Origin of the sequence: Thalassobaculum fulvum, from assembly GCF_014652915.1 — a bacterium.
Taxonomy (GTDB): Bacteria; Pseudomonadota; Alphaproteobacteria; order Thalassobaculales; family Thalassobaculaceae; genus Thalassobaculum_A; species Thalassobaculum_A fulvum.
Map to the genome: position 1 here is coordinate 69,898 of NZ_BMZS01000008.1, position 26,493 is coordinate 96,390.

At 71.8% G+C, this 26,493-nt stretch carries 24 protein-coding genes and 1 tRNA gene; 11 read left to right on the forward strand and 14 right to left on the reverse strand.

Annotated features, from left to right (window positions below):
• Window positions 1-22: 22 nt before the first annotated feature.
• Both IE246_RS16855 and tsaD read right to left on the reverse strand, forming a co-directional pair.
• Window positions 23-967 (reverse strand): NAD(P)H-dependent glycerol-3-phosphate dehydrogenase, encoded by a 945-nt coding sequence (locus IE246_RS16855; RefSeq protein WP_189991768.1) that lies wholly within the window; start codon window positions 965-967, stop codon window positions 23-25.
• Window positions 964-2,025, reverse strand: a complete 1,062-nt coding sequence (tsaD, locus tag IE246_RS16860; RefSeq protein WP_189991770.1) for a tRNA (adenosine(37)-N6)-threonylcarbamoyltransferase complex transferase subunit TsaD — start codon at window positions 2,023-2,025, stop codon at window positions 964-966. Before tsaD ends, IE246_RS16855 begins: the two co-directional genes overlap by 4 nt.
• A gap of 80 nt (window positions 2,026-2,105) precedes the next feature.
• Between tsaD and hemC the strand changes: the two genes are divergently transcribed.
• The 6 genes from hemC (at window position 2,106) to IE246_RS16890 (ending at window position 7,953) form a co-directional block, all read left to right on the forward strand.
• Entirely contained in the window at window positions 2,106-3,068 is a 963-nt protein-coding gene (gene hemC / locus IE246_RS16865) for a hydroxymethylbilane synthase (protein WP_189991772.1), read from the forward strand.
• Between the two features lie 7 nt (window positions 3,069-3,075).
• Window positions 3,076-3,807, forward strand: coding sequence for a uroporphyrinogen-III synthase (locus IE246_RS16870; RefSeq protein WP_189991774.1), 732 nt, complete (start codon window positions 3,076-3,078; stop codon window positions 3,805-3,807).
• Between the two features lie 12 nt (window positions 3,808-3,819).
• Window positions 3,820-5,499, forward strand: coding sequence for a COG4223 family protein (locus tag IE246_RS16875; RefSeq protein ID WP_189991776.1), 1,680 nt, complete (start codon window positions 3,820-3,822; stop codon window positions 5,497-5,499).
• A 4-nt stretch (window positions 5,500-5,503) separates the two neighbouring features.
• Entirely contained in the window at window positions 5,504-6,937 is a 1,434-nt protein-coding gene (locus IE246_RS16880) for a heme biosynthesis protein HemY (RefSeq protein ID WP_189991778.1), read from the forward strand.
• A 151-nt stretch (window positions 6,938-7,088) separates the two neighbouring features.
• On the forward strand, window positions 7,089-7,811 hold the full coding sequence (locus IE246_RS16885; RefSeq protein WP_189991780.1) for a hypothetical protein: 723 nt from the start codon (window positions 7,089-7,091) through the stop codon (window positions 7,809-7,811).
• Between the two features lie 66 nt (window positions 7,812-7,877).
• A tRNA-Thr gene (locus tag IE246_RS16890) sits at window positions 7,878-7,953 on the forward strand.
• 23 nt (window positions 7,954-7,976) lie between these two features.
• Here the strand turns inward: IE246_RS16890 and IE246_RS16895 are convergent.
• Window positions 7,977-8,879, reverse strand: coding sequence for a sugar ABC transporter substrate-binding protein (locus tag IE246_RS16895; protein ID WP_189991782.1), 903 nt, complete (start codon window positions 8,877-8,879; stop codon window positions 7,977-7,979).
• A gap of 149 nt (window positions 8,880-9,028) precedes the next feature.
• Here IE246_RS16895 and IE246_RS16900 point away from each other — a divergent pair, with 149 nt between their 5' ends.
• Together IE246_RS16900 and IE246_RS16905 are read left to right on the forward strand one after the other, a co-directional pair.
• Entirely contained in the window at window positions 9,029-11,071 is a 2,043-nt protein-coding gene (locus tag IE246_RS16900) for an alpha/beta hydrolase domain-containing protein (RefSeq protein ID WP_189991784.1), read from the forward strand.
• On the forward strand, window positions 11,068-12,051 hold the full coding sequence (locus IE246_RS16905; protein WP_189991786.1) for a CobW family GTP-binding protein: 984 nt from the start codon (window positions 11,068-11,070) through the stop codon (window positions 12,049-12,051). Before IE246_RS16900 ends, IE246_RS16905 begins: the two co-directional genes overlap by 4 nt.
• A 4-nt stretch (window positions 12,052-12,055) precedes the next feature.
• Here the strand turns inward: IE246_RS16905 and IE246_RS16910 are convergent, their stop codons facing one another.
• The 11 genes from IE246_RS16910 to IE246_RS16960 all read right to left on the reverse strand — a co-directional run bounded on the left by IE246_RS16910 (window position 12,056) and on the right by IE246_RS16960 (window position 23,060).
• Complete coding sequence (locus IE246_RS16910; protein ID WP_189991788.1) at window positions 12,056-12,445, reverse strand: type II toxin-antitoxin system VapC family toxin; 390 nt, start codon at window positions 12,443-12,445, stop codon at window positions 12,056-12,058.
• Window positions 12,442-12,663, reverse strand: coding sequence for a FitA-like ribbon-helix-helix domain-containing protein (locus IE246_RS16915; RefSeq protein ID WP_229837302.1), 222 nt, complete (start codon window positions 12,661-12,663; stop codon window positions 12,442-12,444). The genes IE246_RS16910 and IE246_RS16915 overlap by 4 nt, the downstream gene beginning before the upstream one ends.
• Window positions 12,664-12,754: 91 nt before the next feature.
• Window positions 12,755-13,777 carry a hypothetical protein gene (locus tag IE246_RS16920; protein WP_189991792.1) on the reverse strand — a complete coding sequence of 341 codons (1,023 nt, stop codon included), beginning with the start codon at window positions 13,775-13,777 and terminating at the stop codon, window positions 12,755-12,757.
• Complete coding sequence (locus IE246_RS16925; RefSeq protein ID WP_189991794.1) at window positions 13,774-15,825, reverse strand: cyclic nucleotide-binding domain-containing protein; 2,052 nt, start codon at window positions 15,823-15,825, stop codon at window positions 13,774-13,776. The genes IE246_RS16920 and IE246_RS16925 overlap by 4 nt, the downstream gene beginning before the upstream one ends.
• Before the next feature lie 91 nt (window positions 15,826-15,916).
• The gene (locus IE246_RS16930; RefSeq protein ID WP_189991796.1) at window positions 15,917-16,144 is read right to left on the reverse strand and encodes an Os1348 family NHLP clan protein; all 228 of its coding nucleotides are present in this window, start codon (window positions 16,142-16,144) and stop codon (window positions 15,917-15,919) included.
• Window positions 16,145-16,391: 247 nt separating this feature from the next.
• The gene (locus IE246_RS16935; RefSeq protein WP_189991798.1) at window positions 16,392-17,276 is read right to left on the reverse strand and encodes an ABC transporter permease; all 885 of its coding nucleotides are present in this window, start codon (window positions 17,274-17,276) and stop codon (window positions 16,392-16,394) included.
• 92 nt (window positions 17,277-17,368) lie between these two features.
• Window positions 17,369-18,433 (reverse strand): extracellular solute-binding protein, encoded by a 1,065-nt coding sequence (locus IE246_RS16940; protein ID WP_189991800.1) that lies wholly within the window; start codon window positions 18,431-18,433, stop codon window positions 17,369-17,371.
• Window positions 18,434-18,494: 61 nt separating this feature from the next.
• A complete protein-coding gene (locus IE246_RS16945; RefSeq protein WP_189991802.1) occupies window positions 18,495-19,589 on the reverse strand; it encodes an ABC transporter ATP-binding protein in 1,095 nt (364 codons plus the stop codon).
• Between the two features lie 7 nt (window positions 19,590-19,596).
• Window positions 19,597-20,421 (reverse strand): ABC transporter permease, encoded by an 825-nt coding sequence (locus IE246_RS16950; RefSeq protein ID WP_229837303.1) that lies wholly within the window; start codon window positions 20,419-20,421, stop codon window positions 19,597-19,599.
• Between the two features lie 46 nt (window positions 20,422-20,467).
• Window positions 20,468-21,715 carry a metal-dependent hydrolase family protein gene (locus tag IE246_RS16955; protein WP_189991804.1) on the reverse strand — a complete coding sequence of 416 codons (1,248 nt, stop codon included), beginning with the start codon at window positions 21,713-21,715 and terminating at the stop codon, window positions 20,468-20,470.
• A gap of 109 nt (window positions 21,716-21,824) precedes the next feature.
• Complete coding sequence (locus tag IE246_RS16960; RefSeq protein ID WP_189991806.1) at window positions 21,825-23,060, reverse strand: metal-dependent hydrolase family protein; 1,236 nt, start codon at window positions 23,058-23,060, stop codon at window positions 21,825-21,827.
• Between the two features lie 168 nt (window positions 23,061-23,228).
• On the opposite strand from IE246_RS16960, the gene IE246_RS16965 reads away from it, so the two are divergent.
• The 3 genes from IE246_RS16965 (at window position 23,229) to IE246_RS16975 (ending at window position 26,480) form a co-directional block, all read left to right on the forward strand.
• Entirely contained in the window at window positions 23,229-24,929 is a 1,701-nt protein-coding gene (locus IE246_RS16965) for a gamma-glutamyltransferase family protein (RefSeq protein ID WP_189991807.1), read from the forward strand.
• A 76-nt stretch (window positions 24,930-25,005) separates the two neighbouring features.
• Window positions 25,006-25,776, forward strand: coding sequence for an ABC transporter ATP-binding protein (locus IE246_RS16970; protein WP_189991809.1), 771 nt, complete (start codon window positions 25,006-25,008; stop codon window positions 25,774-25,776).
• Entirely contained in the window at window positions 25,764-26,480 is a 717-nt protein-coding gene (locus IE246_RS16975) for an ABC transporter ATP-binding protein (protein WP_189991811.1), read from the forward strand. The genes IE246_RS16970 and IE246_RS16975 overlap by 13 nt, the downstream gene beginning before the upstream one ends.
• Window positions 26,481-26,493 lie beyond the last annotated feature (13 nt).

The window sequence follows — 26,493 nt, forward strand, 5'->3', positions numbered from 1 at the left end:
TTTCGCTCAACCGGCCTTTCGCTCAACCGGTCTCCGGCACGCCGGTCGGGCGCGCCAGCAGGCCGGCCGCGGTCGCCGCCAGGTCGGCCCCGCGGTTCAGCACGGCGTCGACCGCCTCGGTCACCGGCAGGTCGAGCCCGAGCGCCCGCCCGCGCGCCAGCAGGCTGGCGGCCGTCGCCGCCCCCTCGACCACGCCGGGACTCGCCGCCAGCGCCGCCTCGCGGCTGGCGCCCTCGCCGAGCCGGCGACCGAAGCTGTAGTTGCGCGACTGCCCGCTGGTGCAGGTCAGCACCACGTCGCCGAGGCCGGCGAGCCCCATCACCGTCTCCGGCCGGCCGCCGAGCGCCGCCACCAGCCGCGCCAGCTCGGCCAGCCCGCGGGTGATCAGCGCCGCCCGGGCGTTGTCGCCGGTGCCCATGCCGTCGGCGATGCCGCAGGCGATCGCCAGCACGTTCTTGAAGGCGCCGGCCGCCTCCACCCCGACCACGTCGGCCGAGGTGTAGAGCCGGAAGGTCGGCGACCCGAGCGCGGCCGCCACCCGGGCCGCCACTTGCCCGTCGGCCGACGCCACGGTCGCCGCGGTCGGCACGCCGCGCGCCGCCTCGGCCGCGAAGGTCGGGCCCGACAGCACCGCCACCGGGTCGTCCGGCGCGTCCGCTTCCAGCACGTCCGACAGCAGCCGGCCGGTCCCGGGATCGAAGCCCTTGGCGCAGACTACGCGGATGCCGCGGCCGCCGGCACGCCGCCAGTCCGCCGCCACCGCCCGCACCGCCGCCGCCGGCACCGCCAGCAGCACGACCGGCGCCAGCACCCCGGCGAGATCGCCGGTCACCAGGATGCCCGGGTCCGTCAGTTTCGCCCGCGCCGGGTCGCGCGCCCACAGCACCGGCGTCCGGCCGGCCCGCTTCGCCAGCACCGCCAGCGCGCTGCCCCAGGCGCCGCCGCCCAGGATCGCAACATCCGTCATGCCTTCACCGCCCCGGCGCCGATCGACGGCGCCGCACCGGGGTCGAGCGGCCAGCGCGGCCGCGGCCGGAAATCGAGGCCGTCGACCTGGCCGAGCGCCAGCTTCTCCTGGCCGGCCCAGGCGATCATCGCGGCGTTGTCGGTGCACAGCCCGAGCGGCGGGGCGACGAACGGCATGCCGCGGCGCTCGGCCAGCCCGGCAAGCGCGGCCCGCAGCGTCCGGTTGGCGGCGACGCCGCCGGCGACCACGAACGGCCGGCCCGCCCCGTGGTCCGCCTCGAACGCCTCGATCGCCCGTCCGGACCGGTCGACCAGCGAGGCCGCGACCGCCGCCTGGAACGACGCCGCCAGGTCGGCGCGGGCCTTCTCGTCGAGAGCGCCGCCCAGCTCCTCGACCCGCCGCCGCACCGCGGTCTTCAGGCCGGAGAACGAGAAGTCGCAGCCGGGCTTACCGACCATCGGGCGCGGCAGATCGAAGCGCGCCGGGTCGCCGCCCTCGGCCGCCCGCTCCAGCGCCGGCCCGCCGGGATAGCCGAGGTCGAGCAGCTTGGCGGTCTTGTCGAATGCCTCGCCGACCGCGTCGTCGATGGTGGTGCCGAGCCGGCGATAGCGCCCGGCGCCCTCGACCGCCAGCAGCTGGCAGTGGCCGCCGGAGACCAGCAGCAGCAGGTAGGGGAAGTCGATACCGTCGGTCAGACGCGCCGTAAGGGCGTGGCCTTCCAGGTGGTTGATGCCGATGAACGGCAGGCCGTGCACCAGCGCGATCGCCTTGGCGGTCGTGGCGCCGACCAGCACGCCGCCGATCAGCCCGGGGCCGCCGGTCGCCGCCACCGCCGCCAGGTCCGCGAAGCCGATCCCGGCCTCGCGCATGGCCTCGGCAATGATCGCGTCGAGATGGTCGAGATGGGCGCGCGCGGCGATCTCCGGCACCACGCCGCCATAGAGGCGGTGCTCGTCGATCTGCGACAGCACGACGTTCGACAGTATCCGCCGGTCGGCCGCCACCACGGCCGCCGCGGTCTCGTCGCAACTGGTCTCGATCCCGAGCACCAGGTCCATGCCCATCCGGTCCAAGTTTGGCCGTCCGTTCAACCGCGCCCCCTTTTCGTTCGCGCCGCTTCCGTCTACACGATGCGGCCATGAGCGCAAGCACGACACCCGGTACCCCACGGCTGGTCCTCGGCTCCCGCGGATCGCCGCTCGCCATGCGGCAGACCCACGAGGTCCGCGACCGCCTGATCGCGGCCTGGCCGGAACTCGGCGCCGACGGCGCCATCGGCATCGAGGAGATCAAGACCACCGGCGACGCCGTGCGCGACCGTCCGCTCGCCGACATCGGCGGCAAGGGCCTGTTCATCAAGGAGATCGAGCAGGCGCTCGTCGCAGGGCGGATCGACGCCGCGGTGCACTCCATGAAGGACATGGAGACCACCATGGCCGACGCCACCGTGCTGGTCGCCGTGCTGCCGCGCGAGGACCCGCGCGACGCCTGGCTGTCGCCGGTGGCCGACCGGATCGAAGGCCTGCCGGACGGCGCCAGGATCGGCACCGCCTCGGTGCGGCGCGCCGCCCAGGTGCTGAACCGCCGGCCGGACCTGCAGGTCGTGCTGTTCCGCGGCAACGTCGACACCCGCCTGCGCAAGCTGGCCGAGGGCGAGGTCGCGGCCACCTTCCTGGCGGCCGCCGGTCTCAGCCGGCTCGGCCTGCTGGACCGGGCGACCCGGGTGCTCGGCGTCGAGGAGATGCTGCCGGCGGTCGCCCAGGGCGCCATCGGCGTGCAGAGCCGCGACGGCTCGGCCTCGGCCCGCGACGCCGAGATCCGGCGCTGGCTGTCGGCCCTGGACGACGGACCGAGCCGGGTCCGGGTGACCGCCGAGCGTGCCATGCTGGCCGCCCTCGACGGCTCGTGCCGCACCCCGATCGCCGGGCACGCCACGCTCGACGGCGACCGCCTGACCCTGACCGGGCTGGTGCTGTCGCCGGACGGCCGCCACAGCCACGGCGCCGCCCTGACGGGCGGGGCCGACGATCCGGAGGCGCTCGGCCGCGACGTCGGCGAGAGCATCCTGGCGCGCTGCGGCCGCGGCTTCCTCGCCGGCTGAGACGGCCGTGCCCCGCCGGGTCCTGGTCACCCGTCCCGAGGCCGAGAGCCGCGAGCTGGCCGAGGCGCTGCGGCGGCGCGGGATCGAGCCGGTGACGGCGCCGATGCTGGCGATCGAGCCGACCGGCGCGACGGTCGGCGATGCCGGGCGCTACCGGGCCGCGGTCGTGACCAGCGGCAACGGCGCCGACGGGCTGGCGGCCGCGACGACATACCGCGCGATGCCGGTGTTCGCGGTCGGCGAGGCGACCGCCGAGCGGCTGCGCGGACAAGGTTTCACGGCGATCGAGGCTGCCGGGGGAACCGGCCTTGCTCTTGTCGAATTGATCCTGGACAAGGTCCGTCCCGCTTCCGGGCCGCTATTGTGGGTCAGCGGCGACGAGGTGCGGGTCGATATGGCGGAGGAGCTGGGCAGGCATGGCTACGAGGTCGAGCGCGTGATCGCCTACCGGGCAGTGGCGGCGGCGGATCTGCCCGCCGCGGCCCGGTGCGCCCTGGCCGAGGGCACGGCGGACGGCGTCCTGTTTTTCTCTCCACGCACCGCGGAGCGCTTTGCTAGTCTCGTGGCCGGTGCCGGACTGACCAAGCGGGCCGCGGCAATGACCGCCCACTGCCTGTCGGCGGCGGTCGCCGAGGCCGCCCGTTCCCTGCCCTGGGCGGCGATCCGGATTGCACGGCGACCGACCCGAGACGACTTGCTGGCGACCCTGGACGACACCACCGCGTCCGATCCGGACTGACAGGAGCATTCGATGGCCGAGACGCCCAAGGGCGACACCACCTCCTCCACCGACGCCCCAGACACTGTCCGGGCCGACACTGCGTCATCCACCGCGTCATCCACCGCCGCGGACAGCCTCGCCGGCGGCACGATCGCCGGCGACGTCGGCGCCGACAGCCTGGCGAGCGCCGAGCCGGCCGCCGATACCGAGGCTCCGGCGTCCGACGCGACCGACCGGGTCGCCGAACCGGCAGCCGGGGACCGGCCGGCGACGGTGACCGTACCGGCCGGCGGCGGCGGCCGGCGGCGGACCCTGATCCTGGTCATCCTGCTGGCGCTGGCGGTCGGCGGCGGCTACGCCAGCTATCCGATGTGGCGCGCCGAGGTCGAGCCGCTGGCCCGGCAGCTCGGCATCGCCCTGCCGCCGGTACAGACCGCCGAGGCCCCCGAGGCCGCCAAACCCTCCGTGCCGGCGAAGGCTCCCGAGGCGCCGGCACCGCAGCCGAGCGCCCCCGCGCCGGCGACGGCTCCCGCGCCGGCCAAGGCACCGACGCCGCCGGTCGCCGTGTCCGACCCGGCGCTGGCTGGCGACGTCGACCGGCTGACCGACCGGGTGAACGCGCTGGAACAGCGGCTGGCCGCCCTTGAGAGTCGTCCGGTGCCGGAGCCGGCGGCCCCGGAGACACCCAAGGCCGACGCCGCGGCGCTGGACGAGCTGGCGGCCCGGGTCGACGAGATGGCGCAGACCCTGACTGCCGCGACCGACGAGGTCGCCATCGTCCGCGAGGGGCTGGCGGCGAGCGCCGGCGGCGAGGGCCTCGGGCCGATGGCGGAGAAGCTGTCCGAGCGGCTGCAGGGCCTGACCGACCGGATCGAGGCGCTGGAGAACGCCCCGGCCAGGCCGGCGGTGGCACCGGAACGGCTGGACGGGCTGCAGGCCGGGCTCGACGAGGCGAAGGCCCAGGGCGACGCACTGCAGGCCGGCGTCGACGCGCTGAAAGCCCAGAGCGGCGAGCTGCGGGCCGGCCTCGACCGGCAGCAGGCGCGCCTCGACGATGTCGCCGGCAGCGTGGCCGACGCCGCCAAGGCCGGTACCGAGGCACGGGCCGCCCTGGAAAGCCGGCTGACCGAGCTGCAGACCCGGATCGACGGCCTCGCCGGCGCGCTCGACAGCACCCGCAGCGGCCGTGAGCGGGCCGGCGCGTTCCTGCTGGCGTCGAACCAGCTGGCCGCGGCCGCCGCCAGCTCCGGCGGCTTCGCGCCCGAGCTCGAGGCTCTGCGCGCCGCGGCCCCGGCCGACGACGCGGTGACGGCGGCACTGGACACGCTCGGCGGCCATGCCGGCGGCGTGCCGTCGCTGGCGGTGCTGCGCAGCCGGTTCGCCGCGACCGCGAGCCGGGCGGTCGATGCCTCGGTGGTCGGCAGCGACGAGGGCGTCGTCGGACAGGCCCTGACCCGGATCGCCGCCCTGGTGACCGTCCGGCGGACCGTGACGGACGACGGCGACAGCCTGGAAGCGCTGCTGCTCCGGGCCGAGGCGGCGCTCAACGCCGGCGACCTGGCGGCGGCGATCGCCGCCGTGAAGAAGCTGGACGGAGACCCGGCCAAGGCCGTCTCGGATTGGCTCGGCGGTGCCGAGGCGCGGGCGGCGGTCGACGGCGCGGTGCGCACACTGCAGTCCAAGGCCCTGGCGGGCGTGGCGGGAGGCTGAGACGGTGCGGCGCTCGATCTTCTACCTGATCCGCCTCGCGGTCCTGGTCGCCCTGGCGATCTGGTTGGTCCGCAACCCCGGCGAAATTCGCGTCGACTGGCTCGGCTGGCGCTTGGAAACCTCGTTCGCGCTGTTCGCGGTGGTGGTGGCCGGGCTGATCTGGCTCGGCGCCATCGGCCTCCGGGCCCTGACCCATGCCGTCGGCTCGCCCTGGGTCGCCATGCGCCGGCGTGCCGACCAGCGCCGGGAGGGCGGGTTCCGGGCGCTTACCCTGGGCCTGGCCGCGGTCGCCGCCGGCGACGCCGAGGAGGCCCGCCGGCAGGCGCGCGAGGCCGACCGGCTGCTACGCGACCCCAGCCTGACCCGGCTGCTGTCGGCCCAGGCCGCGGCGCTGAACGGCGACACCGCGGCCGCCGCCAAGTACTTCGCCGCCCTGCGTGACAACGACGACACCCGCTTCCTCGGCCTGGTCGGGCTGCTGCGCCAGGCGATCGGCCGCGGCGACGAGGACCGCGCCCTGGAACTGGCCGAGGAGGCGCACGCCCTGCGCCCCGACGCGCCGCTGGTCGCGACCACCCGGCTGTACGGCCGGGCCCGCGCCGGCCGCTGGTTCGACGCCCAGGTCGCACTGTACGACGCGGTCAAGCGGCGGATCGTGCCCGAGGCCGAGGGCCTGCGGCACCGCGCCGCTCTGCTGACCGAACGCGCCCGCGAGGATCTCGCGGCCGGCAAGACCGACGAGGCACTCGACCATCTCGGCAAGGCCCGCGAGTCTCAGGCCGGCTTCGTGCCGGCGGTCGCGCTGGAGGCCGAACTGCTGGGCAAGACCGGCAAGGCCAGGCGCGGCCAGCGGCTGATCGAGGACGCCTGGGCCCGGTCGCCGCACCCGGCGCTCGCCCGGGCCTATCGCGAGCTGTCGCCGGAAGGCACCGCGATCGACCGGTTCAAGCGCCTGCACGCGCTGACCGAACGGGCGCCGGACGCCGTCGAAAGCCGGCTGACGGTCGCCGAGGCGGCGCTCGACGCCGAGCTCTGGGGCGAGGCGCGGGTGCAGCTCGAGGCCCTGTCGGGTGCCGACCTGACCGCACGGGCGTGCCGCCTGCGTTCCCGCCTCGAGGAGTCCGAGCACGATGACGGCCGGGCCGCCCGGACGTGGCTGGAGCGCGCGTCCTCGGCGCCTGCCGATCCGGCCTGGACCTGCTCGACCTGCGGCGCGGTCGCGCCCGACTGGTCGGCGATCTGCGGCCATTGCGGCGAGTTCGACACCCTGGCCTGGACGCCGCCGCCTCGGGTCAGCGTGATGACCGAGGAAGAGGTGTCGGCGGCCGAAGCGCAGATCGTAGAGCTGGCCCCGGCATCCACCGCCGAGCCGCGGGATCCCGGGAAGACCCCGTCGCAGCGGGCCGAAGAGGCGGCCCGGGCAGCCGGTTCGAATTAACCGGAGACTCTTGATCCGATTTTCGGTAGAATTCGAACTATCCGGTCAAGAAGGCCGGGCCGTACGGACTCTCCTTGGGGGAGACCGGCCGTCCAGAAGGGACTGAGCCATGCTTGCTCCTGTGGACATTGCGGGGACATCGTCGCCCGCTGTGGCAGTCGCCGCAGGGACCGGTCGGGCTGTTGCGTCCCCTCCGGCGACCGCGTCGACGACCGGCTCCGGCCTGCGCCAGGCGGTCCCGCACGACAGCCAGTTCCTGACAGTCGAGCCGGACGGCCGCGACGACATCTCCTTCCAGGACCGCCTGCGCCACGCGCTTCGCACCGTGTTTGCGGCGGTTCAGAAGCCCGACGAGGCCGCCGAGGCGGCCGAGCGGGCGCTGCAGGCCGCGGCGGAAGCCCTCGACGGCGCGTCGGCAAGCGAGGGCTTCCTGGTGCAGATCCGCATCGTCGGCGTCGACGTCGCGTTCTCGGACCAGGGTGCCGGCGACGAAGCCGCCTACGCTTCGTACCGCCGTCTCGGGGTCGAGATCGGCGTCGCCCGCGACGGTGCGGTGCGGGCCGAGGACACCTCGGTCGTGGGTCTCGACGGCAGGTCGTTCGGCCTGACCGCCGAGCAGACGCGGACCGGCCTGTCGACCGGCCACTACCGCCTGGTCGAGACCGGCGGCGGCTCGCTCTCGACGGCCGCCCGCGAGCGGCTGGAGGCGGCGCAGACCGGCCTGGCGCGCGTCAAGGCGACCCAGGACGCCCTGAAGGCCTTCCGCTCCGGCGACAGCGATCCGCTGAAGAAGCTGCTGGTCGACGGCGAGAGCCCGGCCGGCGGAAAGTTCGGCGCGGTGTTCCCCGGCATCGGGGCGCTGGCCATCAACTGACATCGGCGCGCGCCGCACTTGCATCCGGACCGCGCAACCCGTATCTAGGGCCCGCACCACTCCGGGGCCGCAGTAGCTCAGCTGGTAGAGCATCGCATTCGTAATGCGAGGGTCGGGGGTTCGAGTCCCTTCTGCGGCACCACCTTCACGCTTCCCCACATTCCCTCAGGCCGATCCGGTCACCGCTTCCCAGTTCGGTAGCGGCCGTTGCTCGTACGGCATGTCCCAGGCATCGCAGTTGCCCGCGTCGACGATGTCGGCCGGCAACTCCAGCAGCTTCGGAACCGGCTCGCCCCGCAGGATCCGGACGGCGGCCAGCACGCCGGTGCCGACCAGCGACAGCGCGTCGTAGCTGACCGTCGCCAACAATGTTCCCGCCCTGATCGCCCGGATCGCGTCCGGCATCGCGTTGATGCCGACCACCGGTGCCTCGCGCCCGGCCTCCCGCAGCGCCTCGAGGGCGCCGAGCGCCATCACGTCGTTCGCCGCCACCACGCCGTCCATCCGGGCGCACCGCTCCAGGATCCCGGCCATCGCGCCCTTGCCGCCGCCGAACTGGTAGTCGCCGACGGCGGACGCGACGATGCGGATGCCGGGGAAGCCCTCCGCGGCCTTCAGGAAGCCCCGGGTCCGCGGGGCCGCGGTCGGCGACTGCGGCAGCCCCTCGATTACCGCGATGTCGCCGGACCCGCCGAGGTGCCGGAACAGGTGGTCCGCGATTCCCGCGGCCAGGGTCTCGTTGTTGGCCGTCACGAAGGTGTCGGCGGGGATCGCCGGCGCGCTCGACACGAAGAAGATCAGCGGGATCCCGGCGTCGACCACCTTCTGCAACGTCGGGTCCAGGGCGGTGGTGTGGACCGGCGAGATGAGGATCGCGTCCGGCGCGCTCGCCAGGGCTTCTTCCAGCAGCGCGGTCTGCTCGGCCACGTCGTCGGGCGTCTGCGGGGCGTAGCCGACCAGCGTGCAGCCGAGGCGCTCGGCCAGCCGGGCCGCGCCGATCTGCGCCCCGACATAGGCCGGGTTGGTCCGGTTCTTGGTCAGGCAGCACAGCCTCCAGGCCCCGGTCATCGCTCTCCCCTTCCCGCTCGCGTCGACCAAGCATGCCATGCGGGCCGGCACGGATTGAACGCTTGCCCGCCGCCGCCGTATCGTTGCGGTCTCGCCCGCGGCGCCGGTCTTGCGACGCCGCCCCTCCCGCCCCGGAAAGGCCGGCCGCCATGAGCGTATCCCTCGTCCTGTCGATCGACGACCGCCGCCCGTTCGCCGACGGCCACGCCTTCGGCGAGGCCGGCGCCTATGAGCGCATCACCGGCAAGGTCCGCTTCAAGGCCGACCCGAACGGCAACCAGCCGCGCATCGTCGACCTCGACAAGGCGCCGCGCGACGGCGACGGGCTGGTCGACTACGCCGCCGATTTCTGCCTGCTGAAGCCGGCCGAGCCGGCGCGCGGCAACGGAAGGGTGTTCTTCGACTACGGCAACCGCGGCAACAAGCGCGCCCTGCAGTTCTTCAACGACGCGGTCGGCTCCAACAACCCGTTGGCCATCGAGCACGCCGGCAACGGCTTCCTGATGCGCCGCGGCTATACCGTCGTCTGGCTGGCATGGCAGGGCGACCTGCTGCCGGGCGACGGCCGCCTGCTGCTGGACGTGCCGGTGGCGACCGAAAACGGCCGCCCGATCACCGGCACCGTGCGGGTCGAGTACATCGTCAACGCGCCCGGCATCCACGTGATCCCGCTCAGCGGGCTGGCGCCGTCGCGCAGCTATCCGGCCGCCTCGCTCGACACGTCCAAGGCGCAGTTCACCCGCCGCCGCTATGCCGCCAGCGAGCGCCAGCCGATCCCGGCCGGCGCCTGGGCGTTCGCGCGCATCGAGGAATCCCCCGCGGTCGACGGCCTCGGCCGCGACAAGGCGATCGCGCCGTCCGACAGCCACCTGTACATGCCGGGCGGCTTCGAGACCGGCTGGATCTACGAACTGATCTACGAGGCCCGCGACCCGCGGGTGCTCGGCCTCGGTCATCTGGCGGTGCGCGATTTCGTCAGCTTCCTGAAGCACGCCGACAGCGACGCCGCCGGCACCCCGAACCCGCTGCGCGAGGCCGGCGGCCGGGTCGAGAAGGCCTATGCCTGGGGGCGGTCGCAGACCGGCCGCTGCATCCGCGACTTCGTCTGGCAGGGCTTCAACGCCGACGCCGAGGGCCGCCGAGTGTTCGACGGCGTGCTGCCGCACGTCGCCGGCGGCGGCAAGATGTGGATGAACCATCGGTTCGCCCAGCTCACCGTGCTGCCGGGCCAGGAGCACGAGAACCACTACACCGTGGTCGACCGCTTCCCGTTCAGCTACGCCCGCTCGACCGACCACCTGACCGGGCGGGACGACGCGATCCTGAAGCGCCCGGACACCGACCCGCTGGTGATCCACACCGACACCTCGTCCGAGTACTGGCACCGCCGGGCCTCGCTGGTGGTCACCGACAGCGAGGGCCGCGACCTGCCGCAGCCCGACGGCGTTCGGGTGTACTGCTGGGCCGGCTCGCAGCACTTCGCCTCGCCGCTGGTCGCGAAGCCGGAACGCGGGATCGCCGCCAACCTGCACAACACCGTCGCCACCTCGATGTTCTTTCGGGCCAACCTGGACAACCTGGACCGCTGGGCGACCGACGGCACGCCGCCGCCGGCCAGCCGGGTGCCCTCGGTCGCCGACGGCACCCTGGTGTCGGCCGAGGAATGGCGGGCCGGGTTCCCGGCGGTGCCCGGCGTCATGCTGCCGCGCGGGCCGAGCCGGCTGGAGCTGCTCGACTTCGGATCGGCGCTGGACGAGACCGGCGTGATCGAGCACGAGCCGCCGCGCGTGGTCGGCGACAAGGAGTACCCGGTGCTGGTGCCGGCCGGCGACGCCGACGGCAACGACCGCGCCGGGGTCCGGGCGCCGATGGTGACCGCGCCGCTCGGCACCTATGTCGGCTGGAACCTGCGGCGACCGGAGCTCGGCCACGGCGCCATGGTCGGCATCACCGGCGCCTACCTGCCGTTCGCCGACACCGCCGAGGAGCGGGTCCAGACCTGCGACCCGCGGCCGGCGATCCTGCAGCGCTACAGCGACGCCGCCGACTACGTGGCGGCGATCCGGCGTGCCGCCGAGGCGCTGGTCGCCGACGGGCTGATGCTGGAGGAGGACGTCGAGCGGGCGGTCGCGGCCGCCGCGAACTGGAACCGGGCGCGCCACACCACCCGGCTGCCGGGAGAGGCTTCGTGACGGCGCCGGCGCCGACCCCGGTCACCGTGCTGGCCGGCTTCCTGGGGGCCGGCAAGACCACCCTGCTGAAGCGCATCCTCGAGGACCCGCGCGGCGTGCGCTACGGCGTGCTGGTCAACGACTTCGGCGCCATCAACATCGACGCCGAACTGGTGGTCGAGACCGGCGCCGACCAGGTGTCGCTGGCGAACGGCTGCGTGTGCTGCACGATCCGCGACGACATGGTCGAGGCGATCGACCGGCTGCTCGGCCAGGACCCGGTGCCCGAGCACCTGCTGATCGAGACCAGCGGGGTGTCGCGGCCGATCGCCGTGGTCGACGCCCTGCTCGACCCGACGCTCGACGGCCGGGTGGCGATCGCCGGGGTGTTCTGCCTGGTCGACACCGCAGGCTTCCGCGACCTCGACTTCGCCTCGACCGAGCTGGCGATCGAGCAGGCCTGCTCGGCCGACATGGTGGTGCTGAACAAGACCGACATCGCCAGCGCCGCCGACCTGGAGCTGGTCGAGAGCACCCTGCGCGGGCCGACGCCGAGCATCCGGTTCCTGCCGACCCGGTTCTCCGAGGTGCCGCGCGAGGTGCTGTTCGGGATCGAGCGGGCGCCGGCGGAGCGCCCGGCCGCCGGCCACCAGCATGGCCACCACCACGATCATGACCATGATCACGACCACCATCACCACGACCACGGCGAGGAGTTCCAGGCCTGGTCGTGGCGCAGCGCCGCGCCGCTCGACCGCGCAGCCTTCCGCGGCGCCGTGCGGCGGCTGCCGGCCTCGCTGCTGCGGATGAAGGGGGTGCTGGCGTTCGCCGACGGCCCGGACCAGCGCGCGGTGTTCCAGATGGTCGGCAAGCGCCACACCCTGGAGACCTCGGACGGCCCGGCCCCGGCCGAGAGCATGCTGGTGGCGATCGCCCGCACCGGCGAGCTGGACGGCGACGCGCTGACCGCGCTGCTGGACGGCTGCGCGGCGAGCGGGTGAAAGCTCAGATCGTCTCGACGTGAAGGTGACCGATCGCTGCCGCGAGGCGTCTGTCGCCGGTCAGCAGTTTCGCGTCGAGCGTCTCCGCGAGCGCCACGTACACGGCATCATAGGCCGAGACGTTGTGACGGAGCTCCCAGACGCGTGGGAGGAGGACATCGTGCGGATATCGGACGACCTGCAGATCGGCAAGGTCTGCAAGCGCTCCGCGCGCGCGCCCGGCTTCCACGAAGCCCGTGGCCGCAAGGCGGCGGAGAACCTGAGCGACCTCGACATCCAGGAGATGCGGTGCGTGAAGGCTCTCACCGGAGTCGAAGAACAGCTTCGCGATCCGTTCGGCGGCAGGCGTGTCGAGAATGACTTCGACGACCGCCGACGCATCGACGACGATCAACGGGCTTCGCGCTCCTCGCGCAGAACATCCGCCGCCGAGACCGGCAGATCGGCACTCCCCCGGCTCCTGATTCGTTCGCGCAGTTCCTCGATCGTCGGGCGTTCCGCCGCCTCGCGGATCTGGCCCAGCAGGTAGTCGGACAGCGACATCCCCGCCATCGCCGCCCGCGACTTCAGGCGCCGATGCAGCTCCTCGGGCACGTTGCGGATCTGGATCATCACGGACATGTGCCGAGCATATTCACATGTGGCACACATGTCCAGATCAGGCCAATGGGGGCAGGAAGCGGTTCGCCGCCTGACGCCGGGTTCAGCCGAGGCTGGCGAGGGCGTCGACGAAGCCCGCGAGGCGTTGCGGATCCCGGAGTCCGGCGCGCTTCAGGGCGGCCCGCGCCATCGTCAGGTCGATGTCCCGGTATGCCATCGCCGCGGCCACTGCCGGGCTGGCTCGGAGATCCGTGCGGAGGGCCTCCCGTTCGGCCTCCGAGGTCCGCGCCGCCCGCAGCCGGGCGAGGAAAGCCGGCCGCTCCGACGCCGCCAGCGCGTTGACATGGGCGGCCAGCGGCACTGTGCGCTTGCCCTGCTTCAGGTCGCGGCCTTCGGGGCCGAGCAGTTCGGCGAGATCGCTCCACAGGCTCGCGGCGCCGGTGAGGTAGTGGGCGTAGCCGGCGAGGTGCCGCGCCGCTTCCGGGGGGGCGCCGGCCAGCACGGCCGCCATCGCGGCATATCCGGACGCCTGGTCCGGACCGCGCGCGGTCAGCACCCGGCGGGCGGTGACCATGTCCCAGGAGGCGTCCCAGTCGGCGGGGTCGGCGGCCGCCAGGTCCTCCCGCTGGCCGTCGGCCATGCGCAGCAGCGACTGGCGGTGGATGGCGCCGAGCGCGGCCAGGAGCGCCGGATCGTCGGTCGTTCGCGCCAGCGCCTCGGGGACCAGCACCGAGAGGATCAGCACCCCGGTCAGCTCCATCTCTGCCGGACGGAGGTCGCCCCAGTGCGCCGGCCAGTCGCCGTCGGCCAGGTCGTCGAGGATGTCGAGCGCCAGGAAGCAGAGCGACGAGGCGGCCGGCAGGGCGAGCGGCACCGGCCGGCCCGGCGCCACCGCCTCGAAAATCGCAGCCGGCAGGGTGCCGAACAGGGAGCATCCGAAGACCTCGCGATTGCTGCGCTCCTTGGCCGCCAGCTCGGCCCGGGCGAGGCGCAGCAGGTCGCGCTGGCCCTCGCTGCGGGCGAGGCCGTCGGCGAGGTCGCCGATCCACGCCATCAGCGCCTCGGCGAAACCCGGGTCGTCGAGGCGCGCCGTCGCTGAGGCCGGGCCGGACGGGGCCGCCGTCATATCCCGGTCGCCGGCCGGTTTCGGGAGGCCAACCAGGCGCGCTTCAGGCTGCGGGAGAGGAAGGCAGCGCTGCTGGCATACCAGAGGAGGGCGATGGCCAACGCGCCCAGCTCGGCCAGCAGAGCCGGGGCGGCGTCGCCGAACCAGCTGGCGAGCAGGGGGCGATAGACCAGGTACAGCACCACGCCCATCGCCGATACGTAGACCAGGGTCAGGGCGGTATAGGCGATCTCCACCGGATGCCGCCGGGCGATCGCCAGGTCACCGGAGCGCACCAGGTCGAGAAATCGCCGGAACGACTTCTCTCGAAGGTTCGCACGGTCGAGCCAGTCCGACAGCAGGTAGTAGCCGTCCAGGTCGAAGAACGGATTCAGGTTGACCAGGACGATCTGCCAGGAGAACACCGCGAACAGCCACAGCACCGCGACCGTCGCCGGGTCCTCGGCGAGCAGCAGGCCGAGCCCGGCCAGCCCGGCTAGGAGCATGTTCACCACGAGGCCGGACGCGTCGACAACCAGTCGCGGTCGTCGCCCCTCGAGCCACATGTCGCTGGTGTTGACGTAGGCGAAGACGAACGGCCCCTGGCAGCCGAGGCCGGCGCCGAGCACCTCGCGCCCGTAGTGTTTCACCGAGAGACCATGGCCGAGCTCGTGCAGGACGATGCTGGCGTAGACCAGCGGCACCACCAGCCACAGCGAGCCCTCGCCCCATCCGCCCTGCATCGCCAGCCGCGCCTGCGGGCCGGTGAGGACGACGATCGCCGTTCCTGTGAGGATGACCGTCGCGATGACGGCCAGCCCGGCCGCACGATAGGCGAGATGCCCGCCGCCATCGTAGAGCCGCCCGACCAGGCGGTCGCCGGAGCCGATATCCCAATGCCAGACGAAGATGCGCCGCAGGGCCGCGGCGATCCGGCCGAGCGCCGTGCCGCCGGTCTGGTCGCCGAGCCGCTCCGAGACCTCCGGCGTCACGGTCCGGACATCGACGAATCCGCTGGCGATGAGCGCGGCGATGGTGTCGGCCACCATCTGCGGCGCGAAGGTCCTGGTGGCGAGCATATGGGCGATGGTGATGTCCCGGAGGGTCGACTCGCCGTCGAGCTTCTGCCAGAGGCGCCAGCCGTTCTCGGACAGCTGGAAGAAGGCACTGGTGTCCCGGCGCTTCAGGACGTACATCGTGTCGCCGTCGACGGTCCGCCGCTCGTGTACCTCGACGCCGGGCGCCTGTCGCGGCTGCTCGCGCAGGCGCAGCAGCTGGATCGCCTGCAGGCCGATCCGCCGGTCGCGCTCGAACATCTCCAGCATCGCGTCGCGGTCGATCCGGAAGGCGTGGCCGTCCTTCAGTGCGCGGACCGCGGCGTTGCGGACCTCGCCGGTGAGGATCGCCGCCTCGCCCAGCATGGCGCCGACGCCGAGCGCGGCGAGCCGACGCTCGTCCCCGCCGTCGCGCCGGACCACCTCCACCTCGCCCTCGGCGATCAGCAGCGCGAAGTCGCCGGCGTCGCCCTGCCGGATCAATTCGTCGCCGGCGGAGAAGTCGGTCCGTGTCATGCGCGCCGACAGCGCGTCGAGCATTGCCGGCTCCAGCGCGCCGAACGGGCTGGCCATGCGCAGGAAGCGGAACCGGAGAATGGTGTCGCGAAGCCGGAGCACCGCGTCGCGCAGCCCGCCCTCGGCCTGGAGTGACTCCGTGAACACCGGTCTCGGCAGGCTGAGGACCCTGACTTCGCCGGTCGCGGTGACGGTGGCGTTGCGCCGGCCGTCCGGCTCGAGCAGGGCCATTTCGCCGAACATGTCGCCCGGCCCCAGCGATTTCATGAACACCGACCGCTTGCGGTCGGCGGAATGGACATCGACGGTTCCCGAGACGATCAGGAACAGCCGGTCCCCGGGGTCGCCCTCGCGGACGATCGCCTCGCCAGGGGCGTACCGCTCCTCCGCGAAATGCCCGGCGAGCGATTCCAGCGCCGCCCCGGACAGCGTCGCGAAGGCCGGGTGGGAGGCGAGAACACCGCGCTTGTCGGCGAGAGATTGATCCTGGGCGGGCACAACTGCTCGGAGGTCTTGGTCCTGGCGATGCGTGTTCAGGCCGGTCCTCGCGGAGATCCGTTCCGAACGCAGCCCGTTCGCTTGCGAGAGGTCAATCCCACGGCGTTCCTATGGGGTCCGACCATGCGCCCGACAACCGCTTCGAAAGCTGCTCATCCGTCTGCGAGAAGTCGATCGACTGCAGCAAGGCCCGCTCCTCGTCGTCCAGTTCGAAGCCGGCGGCCTGGATCGCACCTTCCGGATCGGCCCGGACCTCGGTCCGGAACGTCTCGTCGGCGACGTACTTGTCCACGATCGCTTTCACGATCTCTTCGCTCATCCCCCATCCCCCATCGTCAGGCAATGCGAGACTGTCCGTCGGATGCCGCAACCGCCCGCTTGTCACCGTCGGATCGACACGCCGTCCGGAGCAGAAATCGTCTCAACGTCTGGAATTCAATCACAGGCAAAGACGAATTGGAATCGACACGCGCAAAACTTGCCGGTTCCGTCAGTATTGGTGGCTGGATCAGGCGGACCGGCCGGCCGCTCTCCCTGTCGCCCCGGAAGCGCCGGGCCGCGAAGAGTCAGCGCCGGTAGCGCTTCTGCAGCCTGAACCCGGCGATCATGGTGAGCACCAGGGTGGTGATCATCAGGATGAACGACACCGCGGCGCCGAACGGCCAGTTGCCGAGCTGCATCTGCCCGAACACCAGCGGCGCCATCATCTTGAACTCCGGCCCGCCGAGCAGCACCGGCGTGGCGTAGGCGTTCATGCCGAGGATGAAGGTCAGGATGACGCCGGCGGCGATACCCGGCAGGGCCAGCGGCCACAGCACCCGCCAGAACATGTGCCAGGGGCCGGCGCCCATGCTGAACGCCGCCTCCTCGACCGAGCGGTCGATGCTCTCGATCACGCTCTGCAGGGTCAGCACCATGAACGGCAGGTTGACCGCGATGATGCCGATGATCACCGCGCTGGTGGTGAACATGATCTCGGTCGGCTCGGAGGTGATGCCGATGCCCATCAGCCCGACGCTGATGATGCCCTTGCTGCCGAACAGGGTCATCCAGCCGGCCGCCCGCACCGCGTTGCCGACGAACAGCGGCAGCACCACCAGCATGACCAGCACGTTCTTGAAGCGGGTCCGGGTGCGGGCCAGCACGTAGGCCAGCGGAAAGCCGAGCACCAGGCAGATCACCGTGCAGGCCAGCGCCACCTGGACGGTCGTCAGGAACACCCCGATGTAGTAGGCGTCGGTGAAGAACTTGACGTAGTTCTCGAAGGTAAAGGCCTCGACCATCAGCAGCCGGGGCACGAACTTGTTCAGGCTGTAGCGGAACAGGATGGCGATCGGGATCAGCAGGCCGGCCGCGACGATGAACGTCGCCGGGCCGATCAGCGACGCCGCCGACAGGATCGACCCGCCGCGCTCCTCCACCCTTGCGGGGGCTGTCGTTCCTGCCGCCATCAACCGAGTTCCTCTATGCCGGTCGGATGTCCCGGACGCCCGACCGTGCAACGGCGGGCGTCCGGGACCGGATCATGCGAAGTCCGGGCCGGTCAGGCCTTGAACTCCTTGTCCCACCACTCCTTCAGCTCGACGTCGTGGTCGGTCATGAAGCCGAAGTCCATGTTGCGGAGGTTCTTGATCTGCTCCGGCGTGAAGCCGATGCGCTCGTTCAGGTCCGGCGCCACATTGGCGTTGTCGACGGTCGGGTTGTAGCCCATGTCGATCGCGAACGCCTCCTGCGCCGACGGCTCCAGCATGGCGTCGAGATAGGCGTAGGCACCGTCCTTGTTCGGGGCGTTCGACGGGATCACGAAGCCCGAGGTGTAGGCCAGCGTGCCTTCCGTCGGGGCCACCGACTTCACGTTGATGCCCTTGTTCTGCCACTGCACCGTGCGGGCCTTCCACATGATGCCGACCTCGAACTCGTCGGCCGCCAGGCCCTGGGCGAACGCCTCGTTGGTCGGGTAGATGCGGCAGCCGGCCTTGCGCAGTTCCAGCAGCAGCTTCTTGGCGCCGTCCATGTCGGTGACGCCGCCGCCGGCCGCCAGCGCCGCCGCGACCAGCGTGTACTGGTACTGGATGTCGATGATCGCCAGCTTGCTGCCGTGCTTCGGGTTCAGCGTGTCGGCGTAGCTGGTCGGCGGGGTCTTCACGAGGTTGGCGTTGTAGACCGCGACCTTGCCCGAGTAGATGTGGCCGACGCCGGCCTCGAACTTCATCGACGGCAGGATGTGCTTGGCGTTCTTAAGCTTCGAGTAGTCGATCTTGTCGGTCACGCCGAGCGCGTGCATCTGGTAGATGTTCAGGGCGGACAGGCCCTGCACGTCGCTGGTGCCGCGCGGCAGCCGCCGCTCGGCCTGCATCTTGCTGCGGCGCTGCGGATCGCCGGCCTGGTCCTGGATGACCTCCCAGCCGGCGGCCTTCAGGATCGGGTCCTCGATGTTCTTGGTCAGGAGGCGGGCGTAATCGCCGCCCCAGGTTCCGACGACGATCTTGCCCTTGGACTGGGCGAGTGCGCCGCCGGCACGACCGAGCGCCGCGGTCCCCGCCACGGCCGCCGCGCCCCTCATCAGATTGCGGCGCGAGATCCCCAAGCCTTGCTTGATCTTTTCCATTCTCCGCACTCCCTGTTCGTGGTTGCCCGTCTGGTTTTCCCGTTCCCCTCGGCCGGCCGAGCTAGTCCGGCTGAAGCTCGTCGGAATCGGCCGCGCTGCCGGCTCCGGCGAAGACGGCGGCCGAGGCCGTCGTCCAACCCACATGCACCTTGTCGCCGACCTCGGGCATGAACCCGTCCTCGCGGTTCGGGATCTGCGCGATCACCAGGTCCTGTGGCGACAGGCGGATATGCAGGTCGATCAGGCCACCGAGATAGGAGACGAACTCGACCTCCCCCGGGAACCCGTTGTCGACCTCGGTCAGTTCGCTCGGTCCGACGATCACCCGCTCCGGCCGGAGTGCCATGGTGGCCGCGCCCGGTGCCAGGTCGGCATTGCAGGCGACCGCGATTCCGCCGGCGGTCCGGAACCGCTGCGGCGCCTCCAGTGCCCCCTGCAGGAAGCTGCTGCGACCGACGAAGCCGGCGACGAACCGGTCGGCCGGCCGCTCGTAGAGGTCGCGCTGGGTCCCGACCTGCCTGACCGCGCCCTCGCTCATCACCACCAGGCGGTCGGCCATGGTCAGGGCCTCCTCCTGGTCGTGGGTCACCATCACCGTGGTCAGGTTCAGCGACTGCTGCAGCTTGCGGATCTCGACGCGGACCTCCTGGCGCAGCTTGGCGTCCAGGTTCGACAGCGGCTCGTCGAGCAGCAGCACGTCGGGCCGGAACACCAGGGCGCGCGCCAAGGCGACCCGCTGCTGCTGGCCGCCCGAAAGCTGGCGCGGCAGCCGCTCGCCGAGATGCCCGAGGCGCACCAGTTCCAGCGCCTCGGCGACCCGCTTGTCGGCCTCCGGCTTCGCGACCTTCCGCATCTCCAGCCCGAACGCCACGTTCTGGGCCACCGTCAGGTGCGGGAACAGCGCGTAGTTCTGGAACACCAGGCCGGTGTTGCGCTTCCACGCCGGCAGCCGGGTCACGTCGGTGTCGCCTAGCCGCACGGTCCCCGACGTCGGCTCCACGAAGCCGGCGATCATCCGCAGCGTCGTGGTCTTGCCGCAGCCCGACGGGCCCAGCAGCACCAGGAACTCGCCGTCGGCGACGTCCAGGGTGACGTCGCGGGCGGCGAAGAAGTCGCCGTAGCGCTTGGAGAGCTGGTTCAATACAAGGCGGGCCATACTGTCCTCACACCACGCGGCTGATCTTCACGAAACGGTCGGTCATGAGCATCGCGGCGCCGATCAGCACGATCTGCACCACCGACACCGCCGCGATCGACGGATCGATCTTCCACTCCAGGTACTGCAGGATGGCGATCGGCAGGGTCGTGCGGCCCGGCCCGACCAGGAACAGGCTCATCTCCAGGTTGCCGAACGACGCCACGAACCCGAACATCGCGCCCGCCACCACGCCCGGCAGGATGCCCGGCAGGGTGATCCGGCGGAACGTCGTCCAGCGGTCGGCCCCGAGGTTGTGCGCCGCCTCCTCGAGCGTGCGGTCGAAGCCGGCCAGGCTGGCGAGTACCAGCCGCACCACCCAGGGGATCACCACCAGCACGTGGCCCGACAGCAGGCCGACGGTCGAGCCGAGGATCTGGAACTCGCCGCCGGTGGCGATCTCGGCCTCGACGTGGAACACGTACAGCGCCGTGCCGAGCACCACGCCCGGCACCATCAGCGGCAGCAGCAGCAGGTTGTTCAGCGCCTCGCGCCCGGGAAACCGGAACCGCGACAGGCACAGCGCCGCCGGCACCCCGACCGCGAGACCGATGGCGGTCGCGCTCACCCCGAGCTGGACGCTGAGCAGCAGGCCGCTGACGAACCGCTCGTTGCCGACGATCGAGGCGTACCAGCGCAGCGAGTATCCCTGCGGCGGGAAGGACGGGATCTCTTGGGCGTAGAACGACAGCCAGGTCACCGAGATCAGCGGCATCAGGATGTAGAACAGGGTCAGCGCGGCCGTGCCGGTCAGCGCCCACCGTCCGATCGTCCGCCTGTCGATACCGCCCATCATTCCCGCCCCGCCATGCCCCGTCCCGCCATGCCGCCGCTCCCGATCAGTTCAGCCGGTTCTTGTGGAACGCGCCACCCTTGACGATCGCCGCCAGGTGCCGGCCCTGGCCCTCCAGCAGCGTGATGTCCCGCAACGGGTCGTCGTCGACCACGATCAGGTCGGCCCAGGCGCCCGGCTCGACCACGCCGAGCTTGCCCGGACGGCGCACCACCTCGGCGCCGATCAGGGTCGCCGAGCGGATCACCTCGATCGGCGACACCACCTCGGTGCGGATCGAGAACTCGCGGCTCTGGTCCTCGACCAGCGCGCCGAGCAGGTCGGAACCGTAGGCGACCTTGACGCCGGCGCGCTTGCAGATCTCCAGGCTGCGGTAGCCGCCCTCCAGCACCATGGCGTTCTTCTCGAGCATCTCCGCCGGCATGCCGTAGTCGGCGGCGCGCTCCTTCATCGCCACATAGGCGACCAGGTTGGCCACCAGATAGGCGCCCTCGCGGGCCATCAGCTCGGCCCTGGCGTCGTCGATCAGGTTGCCGTGCTCGATGGTGCGCACGCCGTTCGATACCGCCCGGTCGATCGCCTCGGCGCTGTAGGCGTGGGCGCAGACGTAGCGGCCGAACGCCTCGGCCTCCTCGACCGCGGTCCGGATCTCGCCGATCGAGAACTGCAGGGAGTCGAGCGGATCGAACGGCGAGGCGACGCCGCCGGACACCATGATCTTCACGTGGTCCGAGCCCTGGCGCATCTGCTCGCGCACCACCCGCCGCAAATCGTCCTCGCCGTCGACCATCTCGCGCAGGTTGGCGAAGGCGTTGCAGCAGTAGCAGGGATAGCCGGTGTTGGTGCGGCCGCGGCCGTCGGAATGGCCGCCGGTCGGACCGATCGAGCGACCGGCGATGAACAGCCGCGGGCCGACCAGCAGGCCCTGCTCGACCGCCGTCTTGACCCCCCAGTCGGTCCCGCCGGTGTCGCGCACGGTGGTGAAGCCGCGGTCCAGCATGTCGCGCAGCCGGACCGCGCAGCGTGCCGTCGCCAGGGTCAGCGGCACGTCCTCCATGCGCCGCATGTACACCTCGCTGTGCATGCAGTGCACGTGGCTGTCGATCAGGCCCGGCATCAGCACCCGGCCGCCGCAGTCGATCGCCGTCGCCCCGTCCGCCCTGATCGGCCCGTCGGCGACCTCGCGGATGCGGTCGCCCTCGACCAGCACCTCGTAGCCGCCCCGCGCCTCGTCGAAGCGCGGATCCAGCAGGCGCAGGTTCCGGAACAACAGCAAACTACCGGTCGGGGCCATGGAGGGTCGTCCTCGGTATTGCGTCTCGTGCGGGCCGGCAGGCGGGATGGGAGCGGCCGAAGGCGGGAAGGCTAAGGCAGGAAGGCGCAGGCGGAAATACGTGCTCGCGCTAACCGAGGGTGTTCTTGTGGAACCGTCCGCCCTTCATGATCGCGGACAGGTGGGTCTCGTGCTTCTTGAACAGGCTGAGGTCCTTCAGCGGGTCGCCGTCGATCACCAGCAGGTCGGCATAGGCGTCCGGCCGCAGGCAGCCCAGCTTGCCCTCGCGGCGCACGACCTGCGCGCCGATCAGGGTGGCCGAGCGGATGATCTCCATCGGCGACAGCACCTGCGAGCGGATCTCGAACTCGCGGCCCTGGTCGACCTGGAGCTGGCCCAGCAGGTCGGTGCCGTAGGCCACCGGCACCCCGGCCCGCTTGCAGATCTCCAGCGACCGCAGGCCGCCGTCGATCACCATCTCGTTCTTCTCGAGCATCTCCGCCGGCATGCCGAAATCGGCGGCCCGCTCGCGCATGGCGTAGTAGGCGATCAGGTTGGCGATCAGGAACATGCCGTTCTCGGCCATCAGCTTGGCCGAGGCGTCGTCGATCAGGTTGCCGTGCTCGATGGTGCGCACGCCGGACTTCGCCGCCCGGGTGATCGCCTCCGGGGTGTAGGCGTGGGCGCAGACGTAGCGGCCGAACGCCTCGGCCTCCTCGACCGCCGCCTCCACCTCGCCCGGCGAGTACTGCATGCTGTCCAGCGGGTCGAACGGCGAGGCGACGCCGCCCGACATCATGATCTTCACATGGTCGCAGCCCTGCCGCATCTCCTCGCGGACCGCCTTGCGGACCTCGGGAATGCCGTCGGCGACCCGCATGGTGAACGCCATGGCGTTGCAGCAGTAGCAGGTCGGGCCGCTGTCGGTACGGCGCCGGCCGTCGCTGTGGCCGCCGGTCGGCCCGAGCGCGCGGCCGGCGATGAACAGGCGCGGACCGGGCACCAGGCCCTGGTCGACCGCCGCCTTCAGGCCCCAGTCGGCACCGCCGGTGTCGCGCACCGTGGTGAAGCCGCGATCGAGCGTGGCCCCCATGAGCGCGATCGAGCGCGCGGTCGCCAGGGTCAACGGCACGTTCTCGAGCTGGCGGATGAACACCTCGCTCAGCATCACGTGCACGTGGCTGTCGATCAGGCCGGGCATCAGCGTGCGGCCGCCGCAGTCGACGGCATCGGCACCGTCGGCCTTGATCGGGCGGTCCGACACCTCGCGGATCCGCTCGCCCTCAACGAGCAATTCGAACCCGTCGACGATCTCGTCCCGTTCGGGATCGAGCATCCGGAAATTCCGGAACAGCGTCTGGCCCACCGACTCCCTCCTCGACCGCAGCGGCGATCCGGCAAGCAAAGGTCAGAAATTCGTCGCCGTCAACGTGACCGCGTTTTCGCCAAATGCCTTTCCGGAATGCCCTCTTTCTAGTCGCCGCCCGCTGGCGTTATCGTCCAGTCCTCGCCTTGCTCCCGGAGCGCCCTGCCCATGACAGATCCTTGGAAGACCGAGGTGGCCGGCACTCGCCACATGGTGGTTGCCGGACATTATCTGGCGGCACACGCCGCATTCACTGTCCTGGAGGCCGGCGGCAACGCGGTCGACGCCGGGGTCGCCGGCGGCATCGCCCTCGGCGTGGTGCAGAGCGACCTCGTCAACGTCGCCGGCGTGGCGCCGATCATGATCCGCATGGCGACCGGCGAGACCGTGACGATCGACGGGCTCGGCGGCTGGCCGAGCGCCCTCGACCCGGAGAGCTTCTTCGAGGAGCACGGCGGTCGAATCCCGCGCGGCCTTCAGCGTACGGTTGTACCGGCAGCCCCGGCCGCCTGGATCGAGGCGCTGCGCCGCTACGGTACCATGTCGTTCGGCGAGGTCGCGCACAGCGCCATCCGCTTCGCCCGCGACGGCTTCCCGCTGCACCGGCTGACCGCGGCGGTGATCGCCGAGCACGCCGACGAATACCGGGAGTGGGACGAGAACGCCCGGATCTACCTGCCGGGCGGCAAGCTGCCGCAGGCCGGCGACCTGTTCCGGCAGGAGGACCTCGGCCGGTCGCTGCAGTTCATGGCCGACCAGGAGGCGGCGCAGGCCGGCCGCGGCCGCGAGGCCGGGCTGCAGGCCGCCCGCGACGCGTTCTACCGCGGCGACCTGGGTCGCCGGATCGTCGCCTACCACGAGGCGAACGGCGGGCTGCTGCGCGAGCGCGACCTGACCGACTACCGGGTCTCGCTGACGCCGCCGGTGTCGACCGGCTTCGCCGGCGGCGAGCTGCTGTGCTGCGGGCCGTGGTGCCAGGGGCCGGTGCTTGCGATGGTCGTCAACCTGCTCAAGGGCTACGACCTCGCCGCCCTGCCGCACAACGGGCCGGAGCACCTCCACCTGCTGCTGGAGAGCATCAAGCTGGCGTTCGCCGACCGCGAGCAGACCTTCGGCGACCCGGACTTCGTCGACGTTCCGCTGGAGCGCCTGCTGAGCGCCGAGTACGCCGCCGAGCGCCGCGGCCAGCTGCACCGCGACCGGGCCTGGCCGGGCCTGCCGCCGGCCGGGGTCGATGCCCCGACGCGTCGGGCCTTCGCGGTCGCCGCCGGCGACCCGCCGCCGCCGCCGGACACCTCCTACGTCTGCACCGTCGACCGCTGGGGCAACACGTTCTCGGCGACCCCGAGCGACGTGTCGTACCAGAGCCCGGTGATCCCCGGGACCGGGCTGGTGCCGTCGTCGCGCGGCTCGGCGAGCTGGGGCGACCCGCGCCACCCGAGCGGGGTCGCCCCCGGCAAGCGGCCGCGGCTGACCCCGAACCCGGCGATGTGGATCGCGCCCGACGGCCGCGCCATGCCGTTCGGCACCCCTGGCGGCGACGTCCAGATCCAGGCGATGACCCAGTTCCTGCTGAACCTGCTGGTATTCCGGATGCCGCCGCAGGTCGCGGTCGAGGCCCCGCGGGTCGCGACCTACAGCCAGCCCGACACCTTCGAGCCGCACACCGCCTATCCGGGACTGGTGAAGGCCGAGGCCCGGATCGCCGACACGACGGTCTCCGGCCTGGAGGCGCTCGGCCACACCGTCGGCCGCTGGCCGCAGAGCACCTACCTCGCCGGCTCGGTCTGCGCCATCGCGCCGGGTCCCGGGGGCACGCTGTGGGCCGCCTCGGACCATCGCCGCCCGACCTATGCTCTCGGCTGGTAAGGGCTGACACGTAAATACGAGCGAACTCGAAGACGACTATTCCAACCGGGAAAATCCAGGCTAGAGTTTTGCCGCCATGGGTCTTCTCGACGTCCGCAATCTTCATCGGAACTTCTACGGCGTGCAGGCCCTGGCCGGCGTCGACCTGGTCGTCGAGCCCGGCACCATCACGGGCCTGATCGGCCCGAACGGCGCCGGCAAGACCACCGTGTTCAACTGCGTCACCGGCCTGGTACCGCCGGATTCCGGCAGCGTCACCTTCGACGGCCGCGACATCACCGGCTGGCGGCCGGAACGGATCACCCAGGCCGGCCTGGTCCGGACCTTCCAGATCGCCCGCGGTTTCCCGCGCCTGTCGGTGCTGGAGAACCTGATGCTGTACGGTGCCCGGCAGCCGGGCGAGACCCTGTGGAAGGCGCTGGCCTGGACCCGCGACCAGGCGGCGCGCGAGGCCGAGGTGCGCGAGCGTGCGGTCGCCGTCGGCCGCCGGCTCAACCTCGGCCACGTCCTGAACAACGCCGCCTCCGACCTGTCCGGCGGCCAGAAGAAACTGCTGGAGATCGGCCGGGCGCTGATGACCGATCCCAAGCTGATCCTGCTGGACGAGCCGATCGCCGGCGTCAACCCGACGCTCGCCAACCAGATCGCCGACCATCTGCGCTCGCTTTGCGACGAGGGCATCAGCTTCCTGGTGATCGAGCACCACATGGACATGATCGCCCGGCTATGCGACCCGGTGATCGTCATGGCCGAGGGTCGGCACCTGGCCCAGGGCAGCTTCGCGGAGATCGCCGCCGACGAGCGCGTCCAGGACGCCTACATGGGGAAGCGCCGATGGGCCTCCTGACCGCGTCCGGCGTGGTGGCGGGCTACACCGCCGCCGACGAGATCCTCAAGGGCGTCGACCTCGACGTCGAGCCGGGCGAGATCGTCAGCATCATCGGCCCGAACGGGGCCGGCAAGTCGACCCTGCTGAAGGCGATCGCCGGTATCCTGAAGCCGAGCCGGGGAACCATCGTCCTCGACGGCACCCCGATCCACGGCCGGCCGCCGCGCGAGATCGCCCGCCTCGGCCTCGCCTTCGTGCCGCAGGAGCACAACGTGTTCGGCACCCTGACGGTGCGCGAGAACCTGGAGATGGGCGGCTACGTCGATCCCGCCCACACCGCCGAGCGGATCGACCGGATCCTGGAGCGGTTCCCGATCCTGGCCGAGAAGCGGCGCCAGATGGCCCGCACCCTGTCCGGCGGCCAGCGGCAGATCCTGGCGATGGCCATGGCGCTGATGGTGGAGCCGGCGCTGCTGCTGCTCGACGAGCCGTCGGCCGGGCTGTCGCCGATCGCCGCCGAGCGGCTGTTCGAGACCATCGTCGCGATCAACGCCGAGGGCGTGGCGATCGCCATGGTCGAGCAGAACGCCCTGCAGGCCCTGTCGATCGCGAACCGCGGCTACATCCTGGTCGACGGGCGCAACAGCATGTCCGGGCGCGCTGACGAACTAGCGGCCGATCCGAGCGTCCGCCGGGTGTTTCTCGGGGGTGAGGCCGCCTAACAGTGGGGGTAGA